The organism is Thermobifida cellulosilytica TB100, from assembly GCF_001517975.1.
Lineage (GTDB): Bacteria > Actinomycetota > Actinomycetes > Streptosporangiales > Streptosporangiaceae > Thermobifida > Thermobifida cellulosilytica.
This window is the reverse complement of sequence record NZ_KQ950181.1, coordinates 840,017-852,030: the sequence shown is the minus strand read 5'-3', so window position 1 is coordinate 852,030 and position 12,014 is coordinate 840,017. Positions and strand designations below refer to the sequence as shown.

Here is a 12,014-nt window from a genome sequence, read left to right as displayed (position 1 = left end):
CGGTCCTTGAGCAGGTAGCCCAGCCCTGCACCGGCCGGGGAGTCCAGCAGCTCGGCCGCGTAGTCCTGCACCACGTACTGGCTGAGCGCCACCACCGCCAGGCCGGGCAGCTCCGCGCGCAGCCGCACGGCCGCCCGCAGCCCGTCGTCGCTGTGCGTGGGCGGCATGCGGATGTCGGTGACCAGCAGGTGCGGACGGTGCCGGTGCACCGCCGCCACCAGCGCGTCGGCGTCGCCCACCGCCTCGGCCACGTGGAACCCGAAACGCTCCAGCAGGCCGACCAGGCCCTCCCGCAGCAGCACCCCGTCCTCGGCGAGGACCACGTTCACCGTTGGCTCGGACCCCACGGAAGCTCCACTCTCACCACGGTCGGCCCGCCGACCGGACTCGACAGGTCCAGTGTGCCGCCGACCGCCGCCACCCGGTCGGACAGCCCGACCAGGCCGGTGCCGGCGGCAGCGTCGGCACCGCCGCACCCGTCGTCGCGCACCCGCACCGACAGGACCGCGCCGTCGCCGCGCACGGTCACCTCGGCCCGGCGCGCACCGCTGTGCTTGGCCACGTTCGACAGCGCCTCCGCCACCACGAAGTAGGCCGTGGACTCGATCGGCCCCGGCGGCCGCCCGGGCAGGTCGGCGTCGACCGTGACGGGCACGGGGCAGCGGCCCGCCAGCTCCCGCAGCGCCGGGACCAGCCCTCGGTCGGTGAGGATCGCCGGGTGGATGCCGTGGACGAACTCCCGGAACTCCGCCAGCAGCTGCTTGGCCTCCTCGTGGGCGGCCGCGACCGCCTCGGAGGCGGGGGAGTCGGGCGGCAGGTCCAGGCGGGCCATGCCCAACCGCAGGGTCAGGCCCACCAGCCGCTGCTGGGCGCCGTCGTGCAGGTCGCGTTCGATCCGGCGCCGCTCGGCCTCGAACGCCCGGGCGATCCGGGCGCGCGACTGCTCCACCTCCGACAGCTCCGCGCGCAGCCGCTGCGCCGAGGAGCCCCACAGCAGCGCCCGGCCCGCCGCGGCCAGGCCCGCCGCGGCCAGGCCGACCAGGTAGCCGAGCACGGGCAGCGCCGCCAGTGCGGCCAGCGTGAGCGGCACCGCCTCGCCCGCCCTCGACAGCACCGCCGGACCGAACGTCACCGGCTCGTCGCTGAGCAGGACGACCAGCGGCGCGGCCGCGACCACGCCCACCACGGCCAACACCGGCACCAGGGCGGTGAACACCGCGGCGGCCGCGGGCACCGCGACGACCGCGTGCGCCACCTCCCGCCACGACCACGGCTGCGTGTAGCGGGCGCGCAACTGCCCCCAGCCGTCGGCGCCGGAGGGTGCGGGCCGCGGCGGCAGCGGACGCCGGTCCACCAGGCCCAGCCGCAGCCGCTCCACCGACGTCACCGGCGCCACCGCCACCGGGGCGACGGCGGCCACCAGGGCCGCGCCCGCCAGCGCCACGAGCACCGACAGCCACGGCCCGGACAACCAGCGTGCCAGCACCGCCCAGGCCACGGCCGTCCCCGCAGTCACCGGCAGCAGCACCGGAAGCGCCGCCGTCAGCAGCAGCGGCGCGGACACCAGGTAGCCGAGCGCGCGCCACGGCCAGCCCGACACCAGGTAGCGGGGGCTGGCCAGCGCGCCCGGCAGCGTCGTCGCAGAGCGGTCGGCCACACGCCGATCGTAGGCGGCGCCGCCGCGGCCGGCCATCCGCCCAGCACCACCGCCGGGGTGGGGCCAGCCCCACCCCGGAGCCGCCGCCAGGCGTAGTGACGGCCCGGACCCGCCGGTGGTCTCCTCGACGGCGAGGCACAGGACCGACACGCGACGAGGAAGAGGACGACGATGCCGACGCACCGCAGGCGGCCGCCCGCGACGGGGGGACGGGCCGCGTGATGCTGGAACTGGACAACGTCACCAAGACCTACCGGGGCGGCCGACGGGCCGTCGACGGGCTCACACTGCGCCTGGGCACCGGACTGCTGGGGCTGCTCGGCCCCAACGGCGCGGGCAAGTCCACGCTGATGCGGATCGCGGCCACCGTGACCCGCCCCACCAGCGGAACGGTCCGCTACCGCGGCGTCGACGCCGTCGCACACCCCGACCCGCTGCGCCGCGTCCTCGGCTACCTGCCCCAGGAGTTCGGCGCCTACCCCAACCTGTCGGCCCGCGAGTTCCTGTCCTACCTGGCCGCGATCCGCGGCATGCCCGCCCGCACGGCCCGCGCCCGCATCGAGGAGCTGCTGGAACTGGTGAACCTGGCCGATGCGGGGCGGCGCCCGCTCGGCGGCTACTCGGGCGGCATGCTGCGCCGGGTCGGCATCGCCCAGGCGCTGCTCGCCGACCCGCGCGTGCTCATCGTCGACGAGCCCACGGTCGGCCTGGACCCCGAGGAGCGGATCCGGTTCCGCTCCCTGCTCGGCGACCTGGCAGCGGACCGGACCGTGGTCCTGTCCACGCACATCGTCTCCGACGTCGAGTCCGTCGCCGCCGACCTGGCGGTCGTCGTCCGCGGCCGCCTGGTCCACCGGGGCAGCCCCGAGACGCTGCGCCAGCGGGCCGCGGGCCGCGTCTGGCAGGTCACCGCCGCACCGCAGGAGGCCGCGGCCCTGCAACGGCGCTTCCCGGTCAGCCGGGTCGTGCACACCGGCGACGGGGTGCGGATGCGGCTGGTCGCCGACGGCCCCCCGCACCGCGACGCCCGGCCGTGCGCCCCCGACCTGGAGGACGCCTACCTCGCCCTGGTCAGGGACGCGGCAGCGCGCCCGGGGGAGGGGGAGCGGCGGTGAGGGACGGGATGCGCGCGATCGCCGGGACCGCCCTGGCGAACTGGCGGCAGCGGGTCAGGCAGCCGTCCTTCCTCGTGGTGCTGCTGGCGTCGGCGGCACTCGCCCACCTGGCGGTCCCCGAGCCCGACTCGCTGTGGGTCATGGTGAACCTGGGGGAGTACCGGCCCGAGTACAACAGCGCCTACGTCGGCACGGCGGCGGCGCTGTCCGGGGCGCTGTGGCTGTCCCTGGCCGGCTTCTATGTGGTCGGAGGCATCGGCGAGCAGGGCCGCGCGGCCGCGGTCGCCGAACTGGTCGCGGCGAGCCCGCTGCGCGGCTGGGCCCACCACGCCGGCCGCTTCGCCGGCAACCTCGCGGTCCTCGCCACCATGGCCGCGGCCCTGGCCGCCGCCGCGGCGGCCGTGCAGTGGGCCCGCGGGGAGGCCGTGGCGGTCGACCCGGTGGCGCTGCTCCTGCCCTTCCTGGTCCTCACCCTGCCGGTGCTGGCGGTCGCCGCCGCCGCGGCGGTCCTCGCCGACGCCGTGCCCCGGCTGCGCGGGGGAGTGGGCAACCTCCTGTGGCTTCCCGTGTGGCTGACGCTCGTGCTCGCGGGCCAGGACCGGGTCCTGGGCGCCGGACCGGTCGCCGAGTCCCTGCGCGCGCAACTGGTCGAGCAAGGGCTGGCGCAGGACGCCGCCGAGTTCTCGGTGGGGCTGATGCAGCTCGACGCCCCGCCGCAGGTGTTCCCGTGGACGGGGTTCGCGCTGTCGGGGGACTACCTGGCGCAGCGCCTGTCCGTGGTGGTGTGCGCCCTCCTGGTCGCGCTCCTGCCCGCCCTGTGGTTCCGCCGCTCCGCCGCCGGGAGGAGCGGGGGCGCGGCGTCCGGCACGCCCCGGGAGGAGGCCCGGCCGTGGCGGCCGACGGTCTACCGCAGGCTGGCCGCCGCGCCGGGCACGGGCCCCGGCGCGTTCCCGCGGACGGTCGCCGCCCGGTTCCGGCTGCTGGCCCGGACCATGCCGCGCTGGTGGTGGGCGGTGGCCGCGGCGGTGAACACGGCGGCCCTGGCCGTGCCCGCCGAGGCGGTGCCGACCGTGCTGCTCGCCGCGTGGATCTGGCCGGTCCTGCTCTGGTCGGCGCTGGGCACCCGCCACCCGGGCGACGAGACCGCCGACGAGCTGCTGGCCGCCGCCCCGGCGCGCCGCCGGGTGGCCGCCGAGTGGGCGGCCGGGGTGCTGCTGGCCGCTCTCACCGGCCTGGGGCCGCTCGTCCGCATGGCGGCGACGGGCGACTGGCCGGGCGCGGCCGCGTGGGCGGGCGGGGCCCTGTTCGTCACCGCCCTGGCCCTGCTGCTCGGCACCGTCTCGGGCACGCGGCGGCTGTTCCAGGCCGGGTACGTGGCCCTGTGGTACCTCGTCTTCAACGGTGTGTCCGGGGTGGACTTCCTCGGCGCGGTGCGCGACGGGGGCCGGCTGACCGGTCCGTCCCCCGCCGCGGTCGCCCTGGCCGCGGCCGTCCTGTTCGCCGTCGCCGCCGCCGTGGCCGAGTACCGCCACCTGCGGCGCTGAGCCCCGGGCGGCTCAGACCGCGGCGGCGCGCGGCGCCAGCCGGCGCAGCCGGTCGGCCAGCCGGGTGCGGTAGAAGCCGAGGAACCCGTCGGGGTCGGGGCCCGCGTTGTGCAGCACCAGGTGGTCGAACCCGGCGTCGGCGTAGCGCTGCGCGGCCGCGACGTAGCGGTCCGGGTCGGGGCCGCAGGCGAAGGCGTCGAGGACGTCGTCGGCGCGGACGGTGCCGCTGGCCGCGTCGAAGTTGACCGGGTTGGGCAGCTCGCTCATCACCTTCCAGCCGGTCAGCGCCCACCGGGAGGTCGCCAGGACCGCCTGCACCGCGGCCTCCTCACGGGGCGCCCAGGCCACGGGCACCTCCGCGTAGTGCGGCCCGGTGCCGCCCGCGTCCCGGTAGTGCCCGACGATCCGCGGGTCGGCCTCGGTGGCGAACAGCCCGTCGCCGACCTGCGCGGCCAGCTCCGCCGACGGCCGGCCGCTGGCCGCCACCGCGATCAGCGGCGGTTCGTCGGGCAGGTCGAAGATCCGCGCGTCCTCCAGCCGCAGGTACCTGCCCTCGTAGCTGTGGTAGCCGCCGCGCCACAGCAGCCGGATGATCTCCACGGCCTCGCGCAGCATCGCGTGGCGGACCCGCACGGTGTCGGGGAAGCCGCGCCCCACGACGTGCTCGTTGAGGCGCTCCCCGGAGCCGACGCCCAGGGTGAAGCGGCCGCCGCACAGTAGCGCGGTGGTCGCCGCGGCCTGCGCGATGATCGCGGGGTGGTAGCGGACGGTCGGGCAGGTCACGCCGGTCACCAGCGCGACGCGCTCGGTGCGGGCCGCGATCGCGCCGAGCAGCGTCCAGGTGAACGGCGAGTGCCCCTGGCCGTCCAGCCACGGGTGGAAGTGGTCGCTGATCTCCACGAAGTCGAACCCGGCGGCCTCGGCAAGGACCGCCTGGCGGAGGATCTCCTCGGGGCCGAACGCCTCGGTCGCGAGCTTGTATCCGATCTTCATCCGGTCGCCTCCGAAGAACGGGTGCGTGTGCGGGGGCGCCGCTAACCGTGGCGAAGAGGGCTAAACCGGAGACATCGGGGCCGATCGCCGGAATTGTGAATCTATGTCGTAAAGATGGCGGTACGGGAGTCCCCGGAACACCATCCGGGCTACGGGGCCCGCAGCCACGGCCGAAGCACCGCCGCCGCAGAGACCGCGGGGCGGGAACGGGACAGGAAGAGGACGGGGATGTCCCGGCGCGGGATCCGATGCCGTCCCGCAGGCGGGCCGCCGACGCGCGGAACGGCCCCCGGAGGGGGAGGACGGTTCCGGCAGACTGTCCAGCGCGGCCCTCCCGACGACCGAAAGGAACACGACCGTGTACGTCGACCTCCCCCTCGATCGCCTCCTGGAGTACCGGGCGGACACCGCCGCCCCCGCGGACTTCGCCGAGTTCTGGGAGGAGTCGCTGGCCGAGGCCCGCACCCGCCCCCTCGGCCTGCGCGTGACCGCGGTGGACACCCCGGTGCGCACCCTCGACATCCACGACGTCGTCTTCAACGGCTACGGCGGCCACCCGGTCCGCGCGTGGCTGCGGACCCCGAAGGGCGCCGCGGGGCCGCTGCCCGTGGTCGTCGAGTTCCCCGGCTACGGCAACGGCCGCGGCGACGTCCTGGAGTCCCTGGAGTGGGCCAGCGCCGGGTTCGCCCACCTGAGCATGGACGCCCGCGGGCAGGGCGCGGCCGGAAGCCGGGCCGGCGCCACCCCCGACCCGGTGGGCAGCGACCCGGCGTTCCCCGGGTACATGACCCGCGGCATCGAGGACCCCGCCACCTACTACTACCGGCGGGTCGTCGTGGACGCGGTCCGGGCGGTGGAGGCCGCCCGGGCGCTCGGCGTCGCCGACCCGGCGCGGGTCGCGGTCTTCGGCGGCTCGCAGGGAGGCGGGCTGGCGCTGGCCGCCGCCGGACTCGTCGACGGCCTGGCCGCCGTGGTCTCCTGTGTGCCGTTCCTCTGCCACATCGACCGGGCCATCACCGTCACCGACTCCCACCCCTACGCGGAGATCCCCCGCTACCTGGCGGTGCACCGGACCAGGGCGGGCGCGGTGCTGCGGACCCTCTCCTACGTCGACGGCGTGCACTTCGCGGCCCGCGCCCACGCCCCCGCGCTGTTCACCGTCGGCCTCATGGACCCCGTCTGCCCTCCGTCGACGGTGTTCGCCGCCCACAACGCCTACGCGGGACCCAAGGACATGCTGGTGTGGCCCTACAACGGCCACGAGGGAGGCGGCGTGGAGGACCTGCGCGCCGCCCTCGCCTTCCTCGCGCCGCTGCTCGACGGAAAGCCGGTGACCGCCCGCGGCACGGTCACCGTCCACGACGGGACGTCCGGCGCCTGAGGCGCTGGAGGGCGCCCGCCCTGTCGGGCGGCGCCGGCACCTGGCGCCGCCCGACAGGGCCCGGGAGCAGGGGCCCCGGCCTGCCTAGGCCGCCCCGGCCAGCAGCCGCTCGATGGGGGCCGGAGGGTAGAACTCGGCACCGACGATCCCCGACAGGACGTCGTCGACCACCCACACCCGCTCCTGGAACTCCAGGCCGCGCAGGTGCTCCAGGACCCGGGACACGTCGACGGCCACCTCGACACCGTCCACCGCGATCTGGCACAGCGCGAACGTGGCCGGGGTCGGCGGGTACAGCATGCCCCTCCGGCGGCCCAGCAGCGTCGCCAGGGTCACCACGCTGTCGAAGCGCTTGCCCTCGGCCAGGGCCGCCAGCGTCTCGTGCTCGGCCCACGCCGAGTACAGCTCGGCGGTGACCCCCTCCGGTGCGAGGTCGCGGGCCGCGAGCCTGCTCCCGTCCCAGCGGCAGATCTTGCAGGACTCCAGAACCGCCCCGGCGATCTGCCGCGCCAGCGCGGACTTGCGGCGCACGGGCGACCGGAGATCACGGGAGTAGGTGTGAGACATGCCGTTCCGGCACACCAGGTCCATGCGATCCCTTCTGCGGTGTCGGGATTCCCACGGTAGCCGTCCCGGGCCCCGGAGACCGCGGAATCGAACGGAAACCCGCGACAGGCGGGGGCGGGAGGCGGCGGCTCCGCATTCTCCGGGAGCCGCCCCGAGACGAACGGGGCCGCCGCAGCAGCGCTGCTCGGGAGGCGGGCACCGCGCAGGTGCAGTAGCCGCAATGGGGTGCACCGGGGCGTCCGCCGGGCCCGAAGCACTCTCCGTCCGGGGCAGGTACGTCCGGGCAGCCCGGCGGACCGTGGTCGCGGCCCGGGGTGGCCGCCAGGCCGCAGGACGCAGGGCTCCCGTCGCGGCCGCCGTGGACGCCCAGGACGTCGAGGGCGAGGAGACCCTGGGCTACGTCGGCGCCGGAACCGGGCTGGTGTGGCGGGTCGGCGGGCAGACCGTCACCGCCATCGACGGCAACGCCACGTCCGCGCCGTGGGTCGGTGGGGTGCCGTCGTTCGACAACAGCGTGGTGCTGCTGCCCGGCGAGGAGCCGACCCGCGGCATCGAACAGTTCGACATCCCCGAGCCGGGCGGCCACCTGGCCTACCTCAACCCGGACGGGTCCATGGTGCGGTGGGAGGCCCCGCCGAGGACACCGGTGGCGGGCTGGACGACGTCACCGCTGAGTAGCGTCTCCTCACACTCCTGACACGCAGAAATCCCCGTCCTATGCTGGCGTCGACGGTATGACCAGCAGGACGGGGATTACTCATGAAGGACGATAGCACCATAGGCGCCCAGATCCGAGACCTGCGCCGCCGTCGCGGTCTCACCCAGGAGGACCTGGCGGCCAAGGCCGGCCTGTCACGCGACGTCATCAAGAAGATCGAGAGCGGCGGCAGCGCGCGCATGTCCACCTACCACGCCATCGCTCGCGCACTCGGCGTGGTCACGCTCACGTTCGCGGCCCCGCGGTCCCCAGAGCCGGTGCCCGCAGCCCACAACGACGCCGCCCTGGCCGAGATCCGCTCGGCCATCAACCCGCCCACGGGCATCGACGGACAGCCCATGCTCAGGTTCAACGGCGATGCCGAGCCGGACCTGGGCATGCTGCGCGATGCCGTCCGCACCGTCGCGCTGGCCTACCACGGTGACCGCTACGACACGGTGGCCGAGCTCGCGCCCGCCGTGGTGCGGTCCGCCCACCAGCACGTCGCCGCCCTCGACGGCGACCAGCAGGCCGAGGCACGGCGGCTGCGCTCCGACGCGCTCGGCGCGATCGGCCGCTACCTCATCCAGATCCGCGAGCACGACCTGGCGCTGATGGCGCTGCGCGACAGCCTCGCCGACGCGCTCGCCATCGAGGACAAGTCCTTGGCCGCGGCTGCGATCAGCAGCCAGGCGTGGGCTCTCATGCGCCAAGGGCGGTTCCGGGAGGTCGAGGACCTGTGCGTCGCCGCGGCTGACCGAGTGGAGCCGCAGATCTCCAAGGCCACGCCGGACCAGCTCTCGGCGTGGGGATGGCTGATGCTGCGTGCCGCGGCCGCCGCAGCACGCAACAACCGGCCTGACGAAGCCCGCGAATACCATCGGGTTGCCACCGCCGCAGCCGCGCCGCTGGGCCGCGAGCATGAGCACACCGTCGGCTGGCGTGCCTGGGGGCCGCTCACCGTGGCGTTGAAGGGCCCCGAGCATGAACTCGTGATGGGGGCGCCCGACCAGGCGCTGGCCCTGGCCGAGCAGCTGCCCGTCGGGGTGGGCCGCACCATGCCGTCGGACTGGCACCGCCACCTGCTGGACCGCGCCCACGCCCACCTGCAGCTCGGCGACATCGACCGCGCCACCGAGATCCTCACCCGCCTGCGCGTGCAGGCGCCCGTCTGGCTGCGCTACCAGCAGACCGCACGCGAGATCACCGAGGACCTGCTGGCCGCCGCCAAGCGTATGCCCTCCGAACAGCAACGCGATCTCGCCGACTTCCTCGCTGTCACCCCATAACCGCTGACCAGCGGCGTGGGTACGTTCCGTACCCGAACGGAGAGCCCTCGTTCAGAACGAGGGCTCTCCGTCACTGGGAGTGTTCGACAACATTTCGTAACGTCCATCTCACCGAGTCACCGAATCGACCCGCCGTGAGGTGAGACATGACGGAGCCGAGCGAGCGCGAACTCCAGCGCCTGAACCTGCTGGGACCATGGCCGACCGGAGCAGAGGATCTCGAAGCCAGCCACCCCGACTGGATGATCTGGAGATCCCGGGGGCAGGACGGCACGCACGGCCCATGGATGGCGCAGCGCCCCGAGTTCCTGACCCCCCGGCAGCAGACGCGAGGCCTGCGCTCGACCCTGACCGCGGACACGGTCGACGAGCTCGGTCGGCTGCTCGACGCCCAGGAGCGGCTGCGTGAGCAGGAGGCGTCGGATGGCTGACGACCTGCTGACTGACGGCCTGCAGACGCTTCGGTCGCGTTACCCGGACTGGCTGATCACCCGGGAGGCCACCGGGCGGCTGGTGGCCGTGCACCGCACGGAGCAGCCCGACCCTCAACGGGAGAAGGCGTTGCTCCTCACCCGAGGCACCGCGGACACGGTCGAGCAGCTCGACCCGAAGCTGCTCGTGCAGCGGTGCCTACGCGAACAGCTGCCCGGCGGGTACCCGGTGCCCCGCGGCGTCCGCTGAAGGAGGCCTTGTGGTCGCTTACGAGGTGCACGACGACACGGTGGTGGGCCCCGACGGCGAACGCCTGTCGTCCGGGGCCGTCGCGAAGCTCGCCGACCAGCTGCACCACATCGCCGGCCAGCTGGCCTACATGGAGATGCGGCGGCGTTACCCGCTCGGCTCCCTGATCCGCTACCAGCCGTTCAACCGGCGCTACACCGTCATCGGGTACGGCGTTCCGGGGTCGCTCACTCCCAAGGTGCGGGCGCGACCCACGGGAGAGGACCTGGTCAGCGACCCGGTGCTGCTGCCCGTCGACCGCATCGAACCGGTCCCGTCGCCTCTCGGGGGTGAGGCGACGCCCTAAGGGCGCCCTCGCCTTCCGCTGGGACGCCCCTCCCCAACCGGCCGCCCGGCCCTCCTGCCCCTGACCCGAGGCCGGGCGGTCAACCACAGAAGATCACTCCCGTCGACACACCGGCGGCAGGAGCTCGTATCCATAGGGAAGAACATGGCCTGGGGAAAGAAAGACACCGACGACAACAACAGCAAGAAGGACTGTGGCGCCTGCGACGGTGACGGCGGGAGCTGGGTCTACTCGGACGGACAGACGCAGGGCAAGAGCCACCAGAGGTGGGTGGCATGTCAGGCGGGCGGCGGCAGCGGGAAGGTCTGAGCATGACATTCGAAGCAGCACTGCGCGCGGCGGGGGTGTCCGACCGGGTCGCCGAGGCGTTCGCGCGGGTGCCGCGCCACCCGTTCATCCCCGACCGGATCTGGCACCGCGGCCGACCCGTGGACCGGGCCGCCGACCCGGACCGGTGGCGGCGCCTGGTCGACACCGACGACGCGGTCGTGACGCAGGTCGACGACGGCGCCGAGAACGGGCCGGGCCTCCCGTCGTCGTCCTCCAGCGCCCCGAGCATCATGGCCGCCATGCTGGACGCGCTGGACGTCCACCCCGGCCAATGGGTCCTGGAGATCGGCACCGGAACCGGATGGAACGCCGCGCTCCTCTGCGAACTGGTGGGGGATGCGGACCGGGTCACGACCGTCGAGGTCGACCCGGTGCTCGCCGAACGGGCGCGGGGCGCACTGGAGGACGCAGGATACCGGACACGGGTCGTGACCGGCGACGGTGCGGCCGGCTACCCCGCACTCGCACCCTACGACCGGATCATCGCCACCTGCACCGTGCGGGACGTCCCGAAGGCCTGGCTCGCGCAGACCCGCGACGGCGGCCTGGTCGTCACCCCGTGGTCACCCCAGCCGTCCGGCCCGGGCGGTGTGCTCGCCCGGCTCCGGGTGCGCGGCGACACCGCCGAAGGCCGGTTCGTACAGGGCCTGTCGTTCATGTGGCTGCGCGCCCAGCGCAACAGGGGCGGTACACCGCACGACCTGAACGCCACCGCCGACCAGATCCGCCCGATCGAGGCCGGGCAGGACCTCCTGCTCGACGGGACGGTCGTGCTGCCGCTGATGCTGATGCTCCCCGCTTGGCGGTTCGGCATGCGACGCAGCCCCGAGGGCATGGTGATCTGGCTCTCCGCCACCGACTCGCCGTCGTGGGCGCGGGTGTACGAGGACCGGGTCGAGCAGGGCGGGCCGCGCCGGCTGTGGGACGAACTGGAGCAGGCGCACGCCTGGTGGGACCAGCGAGGCCGCCCGGGGGTCGAGGAGTTCGGGCTGACCGTCGGAGCGCGGGGCCACACGGTCTGGCTGGGCTCCCCCGACGGCCCGTCCTGGCGGCACGGGTAACCACAGGAACGAGCGCGGCCCCCGCCCACCGTGCTGGTGGGCGGGGGCCGCAGGTGCCGCAGCGGGGCGGTGCCGCGCCACGGCCGCCCGGCCAGCACCGTCAACGCATGAGCCCAGGATTCGTCCTCCTGCCCCCATCCTTCGTAGCGGAGATCCAACGGCACCTCGGTATACGTGCTGCGGGGCAGCACGGTGATGCCGCCGCCGGGGTAGCCCGGGTAGGGGCGCTGCACGGTCCGGCCTCCCAGCGGCAGGCCCCGAAGGACGTCGGCGGTAGCGGCCGCGGTGAGCCGGTGCACAAGGGGGTGCGGAATCGCCCACGCAGCGCCAGCCTGTTGCTGCCCCTCGTAGGG

Annotated in this window: 13 protein-coding genes; 9 read left to right on the top strand and 4 right to left on the bottom strand. The window is 74.8% G+C overall.

Features of this window, described 5'->3' with window-relative positions; genetic code table 11:
- Together AC529_RS10035 and AC529_RS10030 are read right to left on the bottom strand one after the other, a co-directional pair.
- A partial coding sequence (locus tag AC529_RS10035) for a response regulator (protein WP_198156385.1) occupies positions 1-347 on the bottom strand: 347 nt, incomplete at its 3' end.
- The gene (locus tag AC529_RS10030) at positions 326-1,657 is read right to left on the bottom strand and encodes a sensor histidine kinase (RefSeq protein WP_232306665.1); all 1,332 of its coding nucleotides are present in this window, start codon (positions 1,655-1,657) and stop codon (positions 326-328) included. The genes AC529_RS10035 and AC529_RS10030, both read right to left, overlap by 22 nt.
- A 221-nt stretch (positions 1,658-1,878) precedes the next feature.
- Here AC529_RS10030 and AC529_RS10025 point away from each other — a divergent pair, with 221 nt between their 5' ends.
- Complete coding sequence (locus tag AC529_RS10025; protein WP_068756010.1) at positions 1,879-2,772, top strand: ATP-binding cassette domain-containing protein; 894 nt, start codon at positions 1,879-1,881, stop codon at positions 2,770-2,772.
- Positions 2,769-4,316 (top strand): hypothetical protein, encoded by a 1,548-nt coding sequence (locus AC529_RS10020; RefSeq protein ID WP_068755849.1) that lies wholly within the window; start codon positions 2,769-2,771, stop codon positions 4,314-4,316. The genes AC529_RS10025 and AC529_RS10020 overlap by 4 nt, the downstream gene beginning before the upstream one ends.
- 12 nt (positions 4,317-4,328) lie before the next feature.
- Here the strand turns inward: AC529_RS10020 and AC529_RS10015 are convergent, their stop codons facing one another.
- Positions 4,329-5,309 carry a TIGR03557 family F420-dependent LLM class oxidoreductase gene (locus tag AC529_RS10015; protein WP_068755848.1) on the bottom strand — a complete coding sequence of 327 codons (981 nt, stop codon included), beginning with the start codon at positions 5,307-5,309 and terminating at the stop codon, positions 4,329-4,331.
- Positions 5,310-5,667: 358 nt separating this feature from the next.
- Here AC529_RS10015 and AC529_RS10010 point away from each other — a divergent pair, with 358 nt between their 5' ends.
- A complete protein-coding gene (locus tag AC529_RS10010; RefSeq protein ID WP_068755846.1) occupies positions 5,668-6,690 on the top strand; it encodes an acetylxylan esterase in 1,023 nt (340 codons plus the stop codon).
- Between the two features lie 84 nt (positions 6,691-6,774).
- Here the strand turns inward: AC529_RS10010 and AC529_RS10005 are convergent, their stop codons facing one another.
- Positions 6,775-7,257, bottom strand: coding sequence for a hypothetical protein (locus tag AC529_RS10005; protein ID WP_232306664.1), 483 nt, complete (start codon positions 7,255-7,257; stop codon positions 6,775-6,777).
- Positions 7,258-7,555: 298 nt separating this feature from the next.
- Here AC529_RS10005 and AC529_RS10000 point away from each other — a divergent pair, with 298 nt between their 5' ends.
- The 6 genes from AC529_RS10000 (at position 7,556) to AC529_RS09975 (ending at position 11,661) form a co-directional block, all read left to right on the top strand.
- Positions 7,556-7,954 carry a hypothetical protein gene (locus AC529_RS10000; protein WP_157080150.1) on the top strand — a complete coding sequence of 133 codons (399 nt, stop codon included), beginning with the start codon at positions 7,556-7,558 and terminating at the stop codon, positions 7,952-7,954.
- A 62-nt stretch (positions 7,955-8,016) separates the two neighbouring features.
- Positions 8,017-9,243 (top strand): helix-turn-helix domain-containing protein, encoded by a 1,227-nt coding sequence (locus tag AC529_RS09995; RefSeq protein WP_068755840.1) that lies wholly within the window; start codon positions 8,017-8,019, stop codon positions 9,241-9,243.
- A gap of 146 nt (positions 9,244-9,389) precedes the next feature.
- The gene (locus AC529_RS09990) at positions 9,390-9,674 is read left to right on the top strand and encodes a hypothetical protein (RefSeq protein WP_068755838.1); all 285 of its coding nucleotides are present in this window, start codon (positions 9,390-9,392) and stop codon (positions 9,672-9,674) included.
- Entirely contained in the window at positions 9,667-9,924 is a 258-nt protein-coding gene (locus AC529_RS09985; RefSeq protein ID WP_068755836.1) for a hypothetical protein, read from the top strand. Before AC529_RS09990 ends, AC529_RS09985 begins: the two co-directional genes overlap by 8 nt.
- 10 nt (positions 9,925-9,934) lie before the next feature.
- Positions 9,935-10,270 carry a hypothetical protein gene (locus tag AC529_RS09980; RefSeq protein WP_068755834.1) on the top strand — a complete coding sequence of 112 codons (336 nt, stop codon included), beginning with the start codon at positions 9,935-9,937 and terminating at the stop codon, positions 10,268-10,270.
- A 311-nt stretch (positions 10,271-10,581) separates the two neighbouring features.
- Positions 10,582-11,661, top strand: a complete 1,080-nt coding sequence (locus AC529_RS09975) for a methyltransferase domain-containing protein (RefSeq protein WP_083948071.1) — start codon at positions 10,582-10,584, stop codon at positions 11,659-11,661.
- Positions 11,662-12,014: the final 353 nt, after the last annotated feature.

Coding starts and splice junctions, on each gene's coding strand:
- AC529_RS10005 (WP_232306664.1), bottom strand. CDS start 7,257: ATGTCTCACACCTACTCCCGTGATCTCCGGTCGCCCGTGCGCCGCAAG.
- AC529_RS10025 (WP_068756010.1), top strand. CDS start 1,879: ATGCTGGAACTGGACAACGTCACCAAGACCTACCGGGGCGGCCGACGG.
- AC529_RS10015 (WP_068755848.1), bottom strand. CDS start 5,309: ATGAAGATCGGATACAAGCTCGCGACCGAGGCGTTCGGCCCCGAGGAG.
- AC529_RS09975 (WP_083948071.1), top strand. CDS start 10,582: ATGACATTCGAAGCAGCACTGCGCGCGGCGGGGGTGTCCGACCGGGTC.
- AC529_RS09990 (WP_068755838.1), top strand. CDS start 9,390: ATGACGGAGCCGAGCGAGCGCGAACTCCAGCGCCTGAACCTGCTGGGA.
- AC529_RS09995 (WP_068755840.1), top strand. CDS start 8,017: ATGAAGGACGATAGCACCATAGGCGCCCAGATCCGAGACCTGCGCCGC.
- AC529_RS09985 (WP_068755836.1), top strand. CDS start 9,667: ATGGCTGACGACCTGCTGACTGACGGCCTGCAGACGCTTCGGTCGCGT.